General features: G+C 72.3%; 7 protein-coding genes. 6 read left to right on the forward strand and 1 reads right to left on the reverse strand.

The genetic code is table 11. The annotated features are described in order from the left end of the window. Positions 1-7,410 (forward strand): SDR family NAD(P)-dependent oxidoreductase (locus ACFYQ5_RS35675; RefSeq protein WP_389203727.1); only part of this gene is annotated, 7,410 nt, incomplete at its 5' end. A 104-nt stretch (positions 7,411-7,514) separates the two neighbouring features. On the opposite strand, the gene ACFYQ5_RS35680 is transcribed toward ACFYQ5_RS35675, so the two are convergent. Further along, positions 7,515-9,110, reverse strand: coding sequence for an ArnT family glycosyltransferase (locus ACFYQ5_RS35680; RefSeq protein ID WP_389203728.1), 1,596 nt, complete (start codon positions 9,108-9,110; stop codon positions 7,515-7,517). Between the two features lie 261 nt (positions 9,111-9,371). Here ACFYQ5_RS35680 and ACFYQ5_RS35685 point away from each other — a divergent pair, with 261 nt between their 5' ends. The 5 genes from ACFYQ5_RS35685 (at position 9,372) to ACFYQ5_RS35705 (ending at position 15,151) form a co-directional block, all read left to right on the forward strand. Next, positions 9,372-10,808, forward strand: coding sequence for a class I adenylate-forming enzyme family protein (locus ACFYQ5_RS35685; protein ID WP_389203729.1), 1,437 nt, complete (start codon positions 9,372-9,374; stop codon positions 10,806-10,808). A 49-nt stretch (positions 10,809-10,857) separates the two neighbouring features. Beyond that, positions 10,858-11,811, forward strand: a complete 954-nt coding sequence (locus tag ACFYQ5_RS35690) for an ACP S-malonyltransferase (RefSeq protein ID WP_389203730.1) — start codon at positions 10,858-10,860, stop codon at positions 11,809-11,811. Then, positions 11,811-13,085, forward strand: coding sequence for a cytochrome P450 (locus tag ACFYQ5_RS35695; RefSeq protein WP_389203731.1), 1,275 nt, complete (start codon positions 11,811-11,813; stop codon positions 13,083-13,085). The genes ACFYQ5_RS35690 and ACFYQ5_RS35695 overlap by 1 nt, the downstream gene beginning before the upstream one ends. An 88-nt stretch (positions 13,086-13,173) precedes the next feature. Further along, entirely contained in the window at positions 13,174-14,292 is a 1,119-nt protein-coding gene (locus ACFYQ5_RS35700) for an agmatinase family protein (protein ID WP_389203733.1), read from the forward strand. Between the two features lie 112 nt (positions 14,293-14,404). Then, positions 14,405-15,151 carry a thioesterase II family protein gene (locus ACFYQ5_RS35705; RefSeq protein ID WP_389203735.1) on the forward strand — a complete coding sequence of 249 codons (747 nt, stop codon included), beginning with the start codon at positions 14,405-14,407 and terminating at the stop codon, positions 15,149-15,151. Positions 15,152-15,291: the final 140 nt, after the last annotated feature.

The following is a 15,291-nucleotide window of genomic DNA, read 5'->3' on the forward strand; positions in this document are numbered from 1 at the left end:
GTGTTGACGTCGTTGACGCCGGAGCGGTTGGAGAGGGTGTTGCGTCCGAAGGTGGACGCGGCGGTGAATCTGCATGAGTTGACGGCGGGTCTGGACTTGTCGGCGTTCGTGTTGTTCTCCTCGGCGGCGGGTGTGCTGGGCAGTGCGGGTCAGGCCAACTATGCGGCTGCCAACGCGTTCCTGGATGCGTTGGTCCAGTACCGTCGTGATCAGGGTCTCGTGGGTACGTCGTTGGCGTGGGGGTTGTGGGCGGATCAGGGTGGTATGGCTGGTGCGTTGGGTGATGGTGACATCGAGCGGATGAATCGTGCCGGTGTCGCGGCTCTTTCCGCCGATGAGGGTCTCGCTCTCCTGGATGCCTGTCTGACGGAGCCCGATGGCGCTCTGGTGCCGATGAAGCTGGACACCGACATCCTGCGGCAGCAGTTCGGGGCCGAAGTGCCCCCACTCTTCCGCAGCCTGATCCGCGCCCAGGTCCGCAAGGCCGTCACCGCGCACGCGGGCGCCACGGCGGCCGACGGCCAGGAGCCGCTCGCGGAGCGCCTCGCCCGGCTCGGCGCGGAGGAGCGCGACCAGGTCCTCGTCGACCTCGTACGGGCCGACGTGGCCGCCGTTCTCGGCTACCCGTCGCCCGAATCGGTCGACGCCGCCAAGGCGTTCAAGGAGCTGGGCTTCGACTCCCTCACCTCCGTCGAACTCCGCAACCGGCTCGGCACCACCACCGCCCTTCGGCTGCCCGCCGGCCTCGTCTTCGACTACCCCACACCCGCCGCCCTCGCCGGCCACCTGGGTACGGAACTGCTCGGCTCGCTCCCGGAGGCCACCGCCCCGGCCGGCGCCACGAGCGCCGCGGTCACCGGCGGGCAGGACGAGCCCGTCGCCATCGTCGCGATGAGCTGTCGCTACCCCGGAGGCGTACGCTCGCCCGAGGACCTGTGGCAGATGGTGTTCGCCGGCGCGGACGGGCTGTCCGGCTTCCCCGTCAACCGCGGCTGGGACGTCACCGCCCCGGCGGGCTTCGACGGCGACGACGAGGGGCTGACCTACGTCACGACCGGCGCCTTCCTCCACGACGCCGACGAGTTCGACCCCGAGTTCTTCGGCATCAATCCGCGCGAGGCCCTCGCCATGGACCCGCAGCAGCGGCTCCTCCTCGAGACCTCCTGGGAGGCGTTCGAACGCGCGGGCATCGTGCCGTCGGCGCTGCGGGCCAGTGCGACCGGCGTCTTCGTCGGTCTGTCGACCCAGGGGTACTCGACCACCCTCGGCGGCGCCGAGGGCGTCGAGGGGTACGTGATGACCGGCGACGCGGCGAGCGTCGCCTCAGGCCGTCTCTCGTACTCCTTCGGCTTCGAGGGCCCGGCGGTGACCGTGGACACCGCCTGCTCCTCCTCGCTGGTCGCCCTGCACCTCGCGGTGCAGGCGCTGCGCCAGGGCGAGTGCACCATGGCACTCGCGGGCGGCGCGGCCGTCATGCCGACCCCCACCTCGTTCGCCGAGTTCAGCCGCCAGCGGGGCCTGGCCCCCGACGGCCGCTGCAAGTCGTTCGCCGCGTCGGCGGACGGCACGGGATGGGGCGAGGGCGTCGGCATGCTCATCCTCGAACGCCTCTCCGACGCCCGCCGCAACGGCCACCAGGTGCTCGCCGTGGTCCGCGGTTCCGCCGTCAACCAGGACGGCGCCAGCAACGGCCTCACCGCCCCCAACGGCCCCTCCCAGCAGCGCGTCATCCGAGCCGCCCTGGCCAGTGCCCGCCTCACCCCCGCCGACGTCGACGCGGTCGAGGCGCACGGCACGGGCACCACGCTCGGCGACCCGATCGAGGCGCAGGCCCTCATCTCGACGTACGGCAAGGACCACCCCGAGGACCGGCCGCTGTGGCTCGGCTCGCTGAAGTCCAACATCGCCCACACCCAGGCGGCCGCCGGTGTCGGCGGCGTCATCAAGACGGTCATGGCGATGCGGTACGGCATCCTGCCGAAGACGCTGCACGTGGACGACCCGACCCCCGAGGTCGACTGGTCGGGCGCGGGCGTCGAGCTGCTGACAGAGGCCAGGGACTGGCCGAGCCGTGCGGACGGGGCGCCGCGCCGCGCGGGCGTCTCCTCCTTCGGTATCAGCGGCACGAACGCGCACGTCATCCTGGAGCAGGCCCCCGAAGTCGCGGAGGAGCCCGGGGCCGCCGATGAGACCGTGGACGGGGACGCCCTCGCCGCCGCAGCCATCGGGTCCGCGGACAGCGCATTCAGCACAGACAGATCAGGCAGCGTAGGGACTGCCGGCGGTTCCGATCTGTCCGAGCCCGCCGTCATCCCGCTCGTCCTCTCGGCCAAGTCACCCGAGGCGCTGGCGGGGCAGGCCGCCCGGCTGCGCGCGCATCTGCTTGCGGACACCGGGGTGGGCGTGGGCGACGTGGCCTGGTCGCTCGCGGTGGCACGGTCGCGGTTCGAGCACCGGGGCGTCGTCCTCGGCAGGGACCGCGAGGAACTCGTAGCGGGGCTCGACCTGCTGGCGCGGGAGGACACGTCCGCCCGTGACGTCGTCGTCGGCCGTGCCCACAGCGGTACGGTCCGACCGGTGTTCGTCTTCCCGGGCCAGGGCTCGCAGTGGGCCGGGATGGCGCGGGAACTCATGACGTCGAGCCCCGTGTTCGCCGAGCGGATGCGGGAGTGCGCCACCGCCCTGTCCGAGTTCGTCGACTGGGAACTCGTCGAGGAGCTGAGCGGGGAGAGGTTCGACCAGGTGGACGTGGTCCAGCCCGTCCTGTTCGCCGTGATGGTCTCGCTCGCCGCCGTCTGGCAGGCAGCCGGTGTCGAGCCGGCGGCCGTCGTCGGCCACAGCCAGGGCGAGATCGCCGCCGCGTGCGTCGCGGGCGCGCTGACCCTGCGCGACGCGGCCCGTGTCGTGGCCCTGCGCAGCCAGGCCATCCGGGAACTGTCCGGCAAGGGCGGCATGGTCTCCCTCGTACTGCCGCAGGAGGAGACCGAGACGCTCCTGGCCGCCTGGGACGGCCGCATCGAGATCGCCGCCGTCAACGGGCCCACCCAAGTCGTCGTCTCCGGTGATCCGGAGGCCCTCGAAGAGCTCATCGCCGTGTGCGCGGAGCGGGAACTCAGGGCCCGCACCATCCCCGTCGACTACGCCTCCCACTCCTCGTACGTGGAGCAGATCGAGGACCATATCGGCGAGGCGCTCACCGGCCTCGAACCGCAGGCCGCCCGGACCCCGCTGTACTCGACCCTCACCGGAGCGTGGCTGGACGCCGAAACCCCGATGGACGCGGGCTACTGGTATCGCAACCTGCGCCACACCGTCCTGTTCGAGCAGGCCACCCGCGGGCTGCTCGCCGAGGGGCACGGGCTGTTCCTGGAGATGAGCCCGCACCCGGTCCTGACCGTTCCGGTGCAGGAGACCATCGACGCCGTGGCGCACACCGGCGCGACAGCGCTCGGCTCCCTGCGCCGCGACGAGGGCGGCCCCGACCAACTGTTCTCCGCCATCGCCGAGGCACACGTCCACGGCGCCGAACTCGACTGGCGGGCCTTCTTCCAGGGCCGCCGCACCGTCGTCGACCTGCCCACCTACGCCTTCCGGCGGCAGCGCTTCTGGCCCGAGCCGGTCGCCGCGGGAACAGGCGACGTCACCGCCGTCGGCATCGAGTCCGCCGGGCACCCGCTGCTCAGGGCCAGCGTGGAACTGGCCGACGCGGACCAGCACGTGCTCACGGGACGGCTCACCCGCCGCGCCTACCCCTGGCTCGCCGACCATGCGGTGGGGGACACCGTGCTGCTGCCGGGTACCGCGTACGTGGAGATGGCCCTGCGCGCGGGCGACGAGGTCGGCTGCGCCCTCGTCGAGGAACTCACCCTGCACGCGCCGCTCGTCGTCGCCGAGCACGACGTCGTCACGCTCCAGGTGTGGGTCGGCGCCCCCGACGCGGAGGGACGGCGCCCGCTCACGGTGTCCTCGCGACCCCAGGGCGGCACCGACACCCCGTGGACGCAGCACGCCACCGGCGCCCTCGGCGACCTGGCCGCCACGCACCCGTATCCGGAGCCGGACGACGCCCTGGCCGTGTGGCCGCCCGCGGGCACCGAAGCGGTGGACCTCGACGGCTTCTACGAGCGCATCGCCGAGGGCGGACTCGCCTACGGCCCGGCGTTCCAGGGGATGCGCGCCGCCTGGCAGGACCCCGCGGGCGACGCCGTCTACGCCGAGGTCCACCTTCCTGAGGGCGAGCACCGCGAGGCGCTTGCCTACGGCGTTCACCCGGCGCTTCTCGACGCCGCCCTGCACTCCGTCGCCCTCGCCTCCTTCGCGGGGGCGGACGGGGTGCGGCTGCCGTTCGCGTGGAGCGGCGTCTCCCTCGCCGCGCAGGGTGCGACCGTCCTGCGGGTCCGGGTGCGTCCGGCGGCCACCGGCGGCGTGGAGCTGCTCTGCGCCGACGACACCGGCGCCACCGTAGCCCGCGCCGATTCCCTGGAGCTGCGCCCGGTCAGGCCGGACGACCTGCGCGCGGTGTCAGACGGCCACCGGGACGCCTTGTTCCACGTCGAATGGACGCCGCTGCCCACGGTCACGGCCGACGTCACCGGCACGACCTGGGCACTGATCGGCCCCGACCCGCTGCGGGTGGGCGCCGGCCTCGCCGGCTCCGGTGCGGATGTGGAGGCGTACGACGACGCCGACGCACTGTACGCGGCCCTCGACGCCGGAGCCGACACCCCGGACACCGTGCTCGTCACCTTCGCGCACGAGCCGGACACCCGGGGCCCGGACGGGGGCGTGACCGCCGGATCCACGGCCGAGCGCGCCCGCGCCGCCCTGGACAGGGCCCTCGGCCTGCTCCAGAACTGGCTGACCGGCACCCGCCTCTCCGGCTCCCGCCTGGTCCTGCTCACGCGGGGCGCGGTCGCGGCCGACGGCGGTGACGTGCCTGACCTCGCGCACGCCCCGCTGTGGGGCCTGGCCCGCTCGGCACAGTCCGAGCACGCGGGCGGAGCGGAGGGGGCCGGGTGCCTGCTGTTCGACGTGGCAGGCGCGGAGACCGCGAACGGCACGACGGGCGACCTGTCCGTCGCCGAACTCCTCGCCGCGGGACTCGCCCTGGACGAACCCCAGTTGGCGGCACGCGAGGGAACGCTGCTCGCGCCGCGGCTCGTGGCGGCGCGGGTTGTGACGGGCGAGCGGGGCCGGGTTGACGCGGTGGGTGCGGGTACCGGTGCCGGGGCTGGTGTGGGTGGCGACACCACCTGTGCCGGTGCTGCTGATGCCGTCACCGCTGATGCCACCCCCCGCCCCACCGCGCCGAACCCCGAAGGCACAGTCCTGATCACCGGCGCCACCGGCACCCTGGGCGCGCTCGTCGCGCGCCACCTGGTGGCCGAACACGGGGCCCGCCACCTGCTCCTGACCAGCAGGCGAGGCGCCGACGCACCCGGTGCCGCCGAGCTCGTCGCCGAGCTCGAGGCGCTCGGGGCCGAGGCCCGCGTGGCGGCCTGCGACGCGGCGGACCGCGAGGCGCTCTCCGAGACCCTCGCCACGGTCCCTGCCGCACACCCGCTGACCGCCGTCGTCCACACGGCCGGAGTCCTGGACGATGCCCTCGTGGCGTCGCTGACCCCCGAGCGCGTGGACGCCGTACTGCGGCCCAAGCTGGACGCGGCACTCAACCTCGCCGAACTGACGGCGGGCGAGAACCTGGCGGAGTTCGTCCTGTTCTCCTCGGCCGCCGCCACCTTCGGCAGCCCAGGACAGGGCAACTACGCGGCGGCCAACGCCTTTGTCGACGCCCTCGCGCACCACCTGCGCGCGCGGGGCGTGCCCGCGACGGCGCTCGCCTGGGGCCTGTGGGACGAGAGCAGCGAGATGACCGGGCACCTCGACGAGGCCCGCCGTGCCCGTATCTCGCGCGGCGGCGTCCTGCCGCTGTCCTCGCGGCAGGGCATCGACCTCTTCGACACGGCCCGCTCCGCCGGGGTGCCGCTCCTGCTGCCCGTACGCCTGGACATGACCGCCCTGCGCGCGGGCGCTCGCCGGGGTGATGCCGTACCGCCGCTGCTGCGGCGCCTGGTACGCGTTCCGGTCCGGCGGGCGGCCGCCGCCGCGGTCTCCGAGGCGGAGGCGTTCGCGCGCCGTCTCGCGGCCGCGTCCGCCGACGAGCGCGCGGAGCTGCTCCTCGCCCTGGTCCGTGACCAGGCGGCGGCCGTGCTCGGCCACGCGTCCGCCGACCGGGTCGAGGACGAACGCGGCTTCCTCGAGCTGGGCTTCGACTCCCTCACCGGCGTCGAACTGCGCAACCGCCTCATGGCCGCCACCGGCCTGCGGCTGCCCGCCACCCTGGTCTTCCAGAACCGCACGCCGCGGGCGCTGGCCGAGCGACTGACCGCCGGCCTCGACCAGGCCGGGCCCGGGCACCAGGACCCGAATGCCCAGGCCCGCAGGGAACCGGCACCGGCGGCTTCGCCCGTCGCGGCCCAGGCCGTCGCGCCAGGGGCCGGCACACCCCAGGCCGTCGCACCCCGGGCCGCCGGCCCACGTCCCGTGACCGGACTCGCCGAGCTGTACGACGAGGCCGCGCGGCAGGGCAGGGCGGACGACCTGATCCCGCTGCTGCGGACCATGGCGCAGTTCCGCGCCTCGTTCACCGAGGAGTCCGAACTCGGCGCGCCGCGGGCCCCGCACACGCTGTCCCGGGGCGACGACGAGGTCGGCGTGATCCTGTTCACCTCGTTCGTCGGCCGCTCCAGCGCGTACGACTACGCCCGCTTCGGCGGCTACTTCCGTGGCCGGCGTGACGTCGGCGTGATCACGAACCCCGGCTTCCTGGAAGGTGAGCTGCTGCCCGCCGACAAGGAGGCGCTGGTGCGCGTACACGCGGACACGGTGCTGCGCCACACCGGCGGGAAGCCGTTCGTGCTCGCCGGGCACTCCTCGGGAGGGCTCGTCGCGCACGCCGTGGCACGGGAGCTGGAGAGCCGTGGCGCCGGACCGGCGGGCGTGGTCCTCGTCGACACGTACGTCGAGGAGAAGGCGCTCGGGGACATGGCCGCCGCGATGGGCAGGCAGCTCAGCGACCGCTACGACTCCGGGCCGGTCACCGACGCCGTGCCGGACGCCGGGAACGGCACGGACACAGTGGCCGCCGTGGACGACGACTGGGGCGACGCCTGGGTCACCGCCATGGCGCGCTACATGTTCCTCGGCCTGCTGCCCGACGCCATCCAGGCGCCGACGCTCCTGGTCAGGGCGGGCGAGCCGCTCATGGAGTGGACGCAGGAGTACGACTGGCGGCCGTCCTGGAAGCTGGAGCACACCGCCGTGGACGTGCCCGGCACCCACTTCACGGTGATGGAGGAGCACTCCCGCACCACGGCGCGCGCCGTGGAGGAGTGGATCGACCGGCTCTGACGCGAACGGCACACCGGCAGCCGGCCGGTGTGCCGAAACACCACGGCCCCGCGCCCCGCACACGGCGGGGGCGGGGCCGTTCGCGCGGGACGCGCGGGTGGGCCTCAGGACAAGTGGCCGTAGTCCTTCCAGATGTCCGACCACGGCTTGTTCCGGCCGTCCAGGATCCAGACAGGCACACCGTCGACGAAGCTCTCGCCGGGGCCGCCCGCGGCGGTCGCCGCCTTCTCCACGGACGAAAAGTACGGCTTCAGCTTCGCCACGTCGGAGCCCACGTACAGGACGGGGCCCGAGGAGTCGGACGGCGCGCCGAAGTACCAGTAGCCACGGTGGCCGCTGTAGGCCGGCGGCAGGCCGCGGTCGGGACCGAAGTGGTCGACGGCGCCCGCCTCCTGGTAGTACTGCGTGACCACCACGGCCCCCTCGCGCTCGGCGGCAGGCAGCGCCCTGTGGGCCTTGTCGACCGCGTCGATCAGGTTCGGCCAGCGCAGCGTCTCCGAGGTCATCGGATTGTTCTCGGGCTGCTCGGTCCTCGTCACCTGCGACACGGGATACACCGGCAGCGAAAGCGCCAGCGAGATCAGCGCCGTGAGCGCCACCACGGGCCACGCGGCCAGCCACCGCCACCAGCGGGCGCCACCGCCGCGCGCCAGCTCCACCGCGCCGGCCGCCCACAGGGGCGCGAAGGCGCCCACCACGTACGCGGGGCGGCCGCCGGTGACCAGGAACACCGTCGTCAGACCGAGGAACGCCCACGCGAGGAAGCGGTAGGGCGCGAACCGCGGGGCACGCAGGAGGCGGACCAGACCGTAGCCGAGAACGACGGTGAACACGCCGCCGGACAGGACGACCAGATACGGCAGGAAGCCCGCACGGCCGCCGAGAATCCCCTCGTCGGCGAGGACCTGGGACATCTCCATCTGCGGCCAGTCGTTCTGCGCCTGCCAGACGAGGCCCGGCAGCGAGGCGACCACGGCCACGGCCGCGCCGATCCACAGCGCCTTGCGGCGCAGCAGCTCGCGCGGGCCGACGACGAGCAGGCAGACGGCGATGACGGCCCAGTAGCCGACGATGAGGTACTTGCCCTGGAGGGCCAGGGCCGTGGCGAGCCCGGCGAACAGCAGTAGCCGGTCCTCACGCGTGCGCACCCAGCGCACCAGGAGCCAGTTGACGGTCGTCCACAGGAGCAGGTCGACCGCCATCGTGGACAGCGCGTGCCCACTGATGAGGACGGCGGGGGCGAATCCGTAGGCCGCCGCTGTGAGGAGCTGCGCCCGGCGTGCCCCGCCGAACTCGCGAGCGACGAGGGCGGCGACGAAGACACCCGCGACGGTGAGCAGCGCGGGCAGCAGCCGCAGCGCGAACAACGAGCCGCCGGTCAGCGCGTCGATGCCGTGGGCGAGCAGCGGCAGCAGCACCGGCTGGTCCGCGTACCCCCAGCTCAGGTGCTGCCCGGCGCCCAGGAAGTACAGCTCGTCGCCCTGGAACCCGTACCGGGTGCTGACCAGGAGCAGCGCGATTCCGGACGCCGCCGCGACCGTGCCGACCCGGAGCCGGTCGAGAGGCGGTGGCGCGGCTGTTCCAGGACCCGATTCCTCCGTGGACCGCGGGTTTTCGTCCTGTGGGGCTGCCGATGACTCCTGCGGGTCCTTATTCTTTTCCTGTTCCGGTATCTGGCCGGTCTGCGTCCGAACTCCCACCGTGGCCTCCGCGGCTTATGCAGTACGTGGCGTAAACACCGTCGAAGGTAGCGCTTGGTGCTGCCCGGCAGCTGGCCCCTGAATACGGCAAATTGACCGCTCAGGGGCTGCTAGGGGGAAGATAGGGGTTCTGCTGCTGGGGTGCGCCGAATAGCTTCTACCTTAGATCCTCGGCGACTTGCCCGAGGCGGGACAGATGCTCGACTCTATCGCGCTTAGCATGCCCGGTGATTGCCAGGACTGGGAAAGGGGGCGGATTTGATGACACCTAACATATTCACGGGAGATTCCGCGCGGACCTTCGCCGAATTCGAGCAGGACACCTTGCGGGTCGCGATGGTCCTGCGTGCGGAGGGCGTCACGCCCGGGGACAGGGTGCTGCTCAAGGCCGGTAACTCCGCGGCCTGGCTGAACGCGTTCTTCGCGCTGATGCACGTCGGTGCCTCCATCGTCCTCGTCGACCAGCAGGAGCACGCGCGCGAGACCGGCCGCATCGTCGAGCGGACCCGCGCCCGGCTGTGTCTGTACGACGACGACGCCCCCGTACCGGCCGAGACGCGCAACGCCGTCTACCTGTACAAGCTGCTCGTCGAGGCGTCCGGCCTCGTCCCGACCGAGCAGGCCCTCGACTTCGACGCGTGGTGCGCCCTCCCCGACGGTCTGATCATGTGGTCCTCGGGTTCCACCGGCACGCCCAAGGGCGTCGTGAAGTCGGGCGGCCGCTTCCTGGCGAACCTGCGGCGTAACGCCGACCACATGGGACACGGTCCCGGTGACGTCCTGCTGCCGCTGCTGCCCTTCGCGCACCAGTACGGCCTGTCGATGGTGCTCATCGCTTGGCTCGCCAAGTGCTCGCTCATCGCCGCGCCTCACCGGCGGCTCGACCGGTCCCTGCTGATGGGCGGTCAGTGCGGCGTCACCGTCATCGATGCGACGCCCGCCACCTACCGCAGCATGCTCAACCTCGCCCAGCGCCAGAGCGAGGTGCGCGCCGCCCTGGGCGGCGTCCGCATGTTCTGCAGCGGCGCGGCCCCCCTCGACCCTGCCCTGTCCGACGCGTACGTCGAGTCCTTCGGCCGCCCGCTCCTCGACAGCTACGGCAGCACCGAGCTCGGCAACATCGCCTTCGCCACGAGTGACAACCCCGTCGCGTGCGGCCGGGTCATGAACGGGCTCCGGCTGACGGTGCAGGACGACGCGGGCACCACCCTCCCCGCAGGCGAGATGGGCGAGATCATCGTCAACACCCCCGACATGATGGCCGGTTACCTCGCCGAGGACGGCACCCTGACCCCCGTCGAGCAGGGCTGGTACCGCACCGGCGACCTCGGTCACCTCGACGCGGCGGGCAACCTCTTCGTGGCGGGCCGCAAACTCGCCGTGCACCGCATGGGCTACACGCTCTACCCGGAGATCATCGAGCGGCGTGCCGCTGCGGCGGGCTGCGCCGTCAAGGTGATCGCGCTGCCGGACGACGCGCGCGGCTCCGAACTCGTCTTCTTCGTCGAGGACCCCGCCGGCCGGGACGCCGGCGAGTGGCGCGGCCGCATCAAGGACGTGCTGCCCTCGTACGAGCACCCCAACCGGGTCGTCGTCATCGACAGCTTCCCCCTCAACCGCAACGGCAAGCCCGACCGGCGTGCCCTGGAGCGGCAGGCGGCCGAGCGGGTCACGACGGAACTCGCCACCTCGGCCTGAACGCCGCGCGGGCGGACCAGAACAACCAGCCGGACCAGACAGAGCGGACATGATGACGACCGACCAGGCACGCAGCGCCGTGGTGTTCCCGGGCATGGGCCCCTCACGCTTCACCGACGTGGGCAAGTTCATGATGATCGACCCCTTCGTGCGCAAGCGTCTCACCGCCGCCGACGAAGCCCTGGGGCTCTCGGTCCTCGACGGATTCCGCACCGAGGGCACGGACTTCGGCGAGTTCGCCCAGGTCGCCTTCTTCGTCAACTCGGTGGCCCTGGCCGACCGTGCCGTACAGACCCAGGGGCTGCGGGCCGACGTCTGCGCCGGGTTCAGCTTCGGCCAGAAGGCGGCCACTGCGTTCAGCGGCGCCCTGCCGTTCGGCGAGGCCGTCCGCCTCACCTATGAACTCGCCCTCTGCGAGCAGCGGTTCTTCGAGAAGGAGTACGAGGACCTGGTCACGCTCACCATCACGCGGGTGCCCGCCACGGAACTCGACGTGGTGCTCGGTGAACTGGCCGGGCGTGACGAGTTCCATGAGGTCTCGGGCCATCTCGACGACGGCATGCACATGATTACGATGCGCCAGCAGGTCCTCGAGGAATTCCAGCGGCGCGTCAGCGCCATCGGCGGCTACTCCCTCTACTCGATGAAGCCCCCCGCGCACTGCCGCGTCCTGAAGGGCCTGCGCGCCCGCGCCGAGGAAGAGGTCCTGGCCACCTTCGACCTCGCCGACCCCGAACTGCCCGTGGTCCACGACCACTACGGCTCCCTGGTGACGAGCGCCGACCAGCTGCGCACCATGCTCCTCGACACCTTCGACCATCCGGTGCGCTGGCATCCGGTCGTGGACACCCTGCGCGGCATGGACGTCCGCACGGTCCACGTCACCGGCCCCGACCGGCTCATCCACCGGCTCGAGGTCACCACCCGCCACTTCGACGTCGTCGCCCTGGGACCGGAGCAGGCCCTCAGGCCCGCCCGCTCCTCCTCTCCCAAGGAGCAGTGATGGCATCGCTCATGGACAGCAGGTCGGCCGGGTTCAAGTTCAGCGCCAAGCTCGGTGCCACACGCGCCGTCCTGCGCGCTTTCGGAGTCTTCGGCGACCCGTTCACCCACCTGCTGCAGGGCAGGCAGGACCCGTATCCGCTGTACGCGAAGGTACGTAGGCGGGGCCCCATCCACCGCAGCCACCTGGGGACCTGGGTCACCGGCAGCCACGAGCTCGGCAGCCGGATCCTGCGGGACCGCTCGCTGTTCCTCAACCGTGAACAGGGCGGAGTCCCCGGCCACGAGATGATGGCCGAGATCCCCTGGAACAGCTCCATCCTCGGCCTCGACCCGCCGGACCACACCAGGCTCCGCCGCCTCGCGCAACCCGCCTTCGGCCCCCGGATGATCAGCAGGTACCGGGTGCAGGTGGAGAAGCTCTGTCACGGTCTGCTCGACCAGCTGACCGCCCGCGAAGGCGGCTTCGACCTCATCGAGGACTTCGCGGGGCCCCTGCCCCTGCTGGTGATCGGGGAGCTCCTCGGCGTCCCCGAGGAATACCACGACCGGTTCGTCAGGGCGGGACGCAAGGTCGGCCCGGTCATCGACGGCGTCAAGTCCCTAAAGATGGCACGGGACTTCCGCGGTGCGGTCGACGACCTCGACCAGGTCTTCACCGAGTTGATCGCCCTGCGTGCCGCTGCCCCCGGTGACGACCTCATCAGCCGCCTCACCGTGGCCAACGGCGAGGGCAAGCTGACCACCGAGGAACTCCTCGCCTTCTGCACGGTCCTCGCCGTCACCGGCTTCGAGACCACCACCAACCTCATCGGCAACGCCGTCCTCGCCATGACCGGCAACAGGGAACAGTGGGACCTGCTGTGCGAGGACCCCGACCTCGCGCCTCGCGCCGTCGAGGAGACCCTGCGTCACGACTCGCCCGCCCTCCAGGCCCAGCGCGTCCCGCACGCCGACATCGCGCTTGCCGGCCACCACATCAGGGCCAACAGCTCCGTCGTCGTCCTGATCGGGGCCGCCAACCGGGACCCCGAGGTCTACGACGACCCCGACCGCTTCGACCTCACCCGCGAGAACCCGGCCGAGCACCTGTCGTTCTCCGGCGGCATCCACTACTGCATCGGCGCTCCGTTGGCCCGTATGGAGGGCGAGACCGCGCTGCGCGTCCTCGCCGAGCGACTGCCTGGACTGCGGGTCTCGGGGCCCGTGGCGCGCCGCAGCTCACCGGTGATCAGCGGCTGCACCCGGCTGCCCGTTACCGGCGGCACCGGGTGACCCGGGACCACCCGCACCACCTGCGGCGGAGCCACGCCCCTGGCGCAGGGCCGCCGTCGTGTACGAACCCGCGTATCCGAGGAGAGAGATGAGCGAGACAGCCGAGTCCGAAGCCTGGCGGCGGGAGGTCGATCGCTCCACCTTCCCGCGGCGCGACCCCGGCCCCATCGACCTGCGCCGCTACTACGTTCAGCCGTCCTACTCGGGCGTGCCCACCTTCATGGGCGTCCCCCTGGCCCTCACGCAGGAGGACCTGCGGGCCGGCAACGTGGACGTGGCCGTGGTGGGCTGCCCCGTGGACGTCTCCAGTGGACACCGCGGCGCCGCCTACGGGCCTCGCGCCATCCGCGCCGACGAACGGTACCTCTACAGCACTCCTGAGGGCTTCGTGCACTCCGCGACCCGCGTCAATCCGTTCAACATCCTCAAGGTCGTCGACTACGGCGACGCGGCCGTCGACCCCTTCGACATCACCCGGTCCATGGAGCCCATCCGCGGCCTGGTCCGCGAGATCGCCGAGACCGGGGCGCGGCCGGTCGTGCTCGGCGGCGACCACTCCCTGCTGTGGCCGAGCGTCGGCGCGCTGTCGGAGGTGCACGGGCGCGGCTCCATCGCCGTCATCCACTTCGACGCGCACCCCGACTGCCACGAAGAGCTCTTCGGGCACCGTGCCACCCACACCACGCCGATCCGCCGCCTGATCGACGAGGAGATGGTGCCGGGGCCGAACATCATCCAGGTCGGCATCCGCACCATCTCCGGCCCCGACGACCAGCTGTTCAACTGGATGCGCCGGGCCGGCATGCGCTCGCACTTCATGGCCGAGATCGAGCGCATCGGCTTCGCCGCGGTCATCGACAAGGTCATCGAGGAGGCCCGCGCGGTCGCCGACCACGTCTATCTGTCCCTGGACATCGACGTCCTGGACCCCGCGTACGCGCCCGGCACCGGCACCCCCGAGCCCGCCGGCCTCAACACCCGCGAGCTCTTCACCGCGCTGCGGCGCATCGCGCACGAGACGGACCTGATCGGCATGGACGTGGTCGAGGTCGCCCCGCACCTGGACGCGGGCTACTCCACCGCCATGAACGCCCGCAGGGCCGTCTTCGAGGCGCTCACGGGCCTCGCGCTGAACCGGATCAAGATCTCCAGCAAGAACTACGTGAACCCGATCGTCGCCGGAGAAGTCCGCTTCCCGCTCAAGTGAACCGGGGCGCACACCGCTCACGTACCGAAGGCGGGCCACGGCCCGCCTTCGCCATGTTCATCCCCGCTCCGCCAGTCCCGCCGACACCCGATGACCACGATGGGAACCCGTCATGACAACAGCCGCCACCGACCTGTGGGTCCGCAGCTACCACCCGGCCCCCGCCGCCGACGCCCGCCTCGTCTGCTTCCCGCACGCGGGCGGCTCGGCGAGCTTCTACTTCCCCGTCTCGGCCGCCCTGAGCTCCGTCGCGGACGTGGTGGCCGTGCAGTACCCGGGCCGGCAGGACCGCCACACGGAGAAGGGCATCGAGACCATCGCCGAGCTGGCGGACCGGGCAGCCGAGGCCCTACGCGCCTACGGGGATCCGCTGCCGCTCACCTTCTTCGGGCACAGCATGGGCGCCGTGCTGGCCTTCGAGGTGGCCCGGCGCCTCGAACGGGACGGCCGCGCCCCCGCGCACGTCTTCGCCTCCGGCCGCCGCGCCCCCTCCAGCTTCCGGCCGGAGAACGTCCACCAGCGTGACGACGACGGGGTGATCGCCGAGATGCGCAAGCTCAGCGGCACCGACCCCAGGGTCCTCGGCGACGACGAGGTGCTGCGCATGGTGCTGCCCGCCATCCGCAGCGACTACACCGCCATCGAGAACTACCGGGCTGAGCCCGGCGCGCAGATAGGCAGCCCCATCACCGTCCTGGTCGGCGACGACGATCCGCGCACGACCCTGGACGAGGCCCGGGCCTGGGAGCCGCACACCATGGGCACGTTCGATGTGAAGACCTTCTCCGGCGGCCACTTCTACCTGACCGACCACGCCCAGGAGGTCATCGCCCTCCTCAAGGCGCACTTCACCGCGTAGACGCCGGGGAAACCGCGAATCGGCGGGGGGGGGGGGGGGCGGGGGGGGCCGGGGGGGCCCCCCCCCCCCGCCCCGGTTGTTGTGGAGCACCCCCACACCCCCCGGGGGGGGGGGGGGGGGGGCGGGGGGGGGGGGGGGGC

It is taken from the genome of Streptomyces sp. NPDC005794, from assembly GCF_042871445.1.
GTDB lineage: Bacteria > Actinomycetota > Actinomycetes > Streptomycetales > Streptomycetaceae > Streptomyces.

What these genes read in the sequence shown, in the direction of transcription:
- ACFYQ5_RS35685 (WP_389203729.1), top strand. Translation starts at nt 9,372, where the DNA reads ATGACACCTAACATATTCACGGGAGATTCCGCGCGGACCTTCGCCGAA.
- ACFYQ5_RS35690 (WP_389203730.1), top strand. Translation starts at nt 10,858, where the DNA reads ATGATGACGACCGACCAGGCACGCAGCGCCGTGGTGTTCCCGGGCATG.
- ACFYQ5_RS35695 (WP_389203731.1), top strand. Translation starts at nt 11,811, where the DNA reads ATGGCATCGCTCATGGACAGCAGGTCGGCCGGGTTCAAGTTCAGCGCC.
- ACFYQ5_RS35700 (WP_389203733.1), top strand. Translation starts at nt 13,174, where the DNA reads ATGAGCGAGACAGCCGAGTCCGAAGCCTGGCGGCGGGAGGTCGATCGC.
- ACFYQ5_RS35705 (WP_389203735.1), top strand. Translation starts at nt 14,405, where the DNA reads ATGACAACAGCCGCCACCGACCTGTGGGTCCGCAGCTACCACCCGGCC.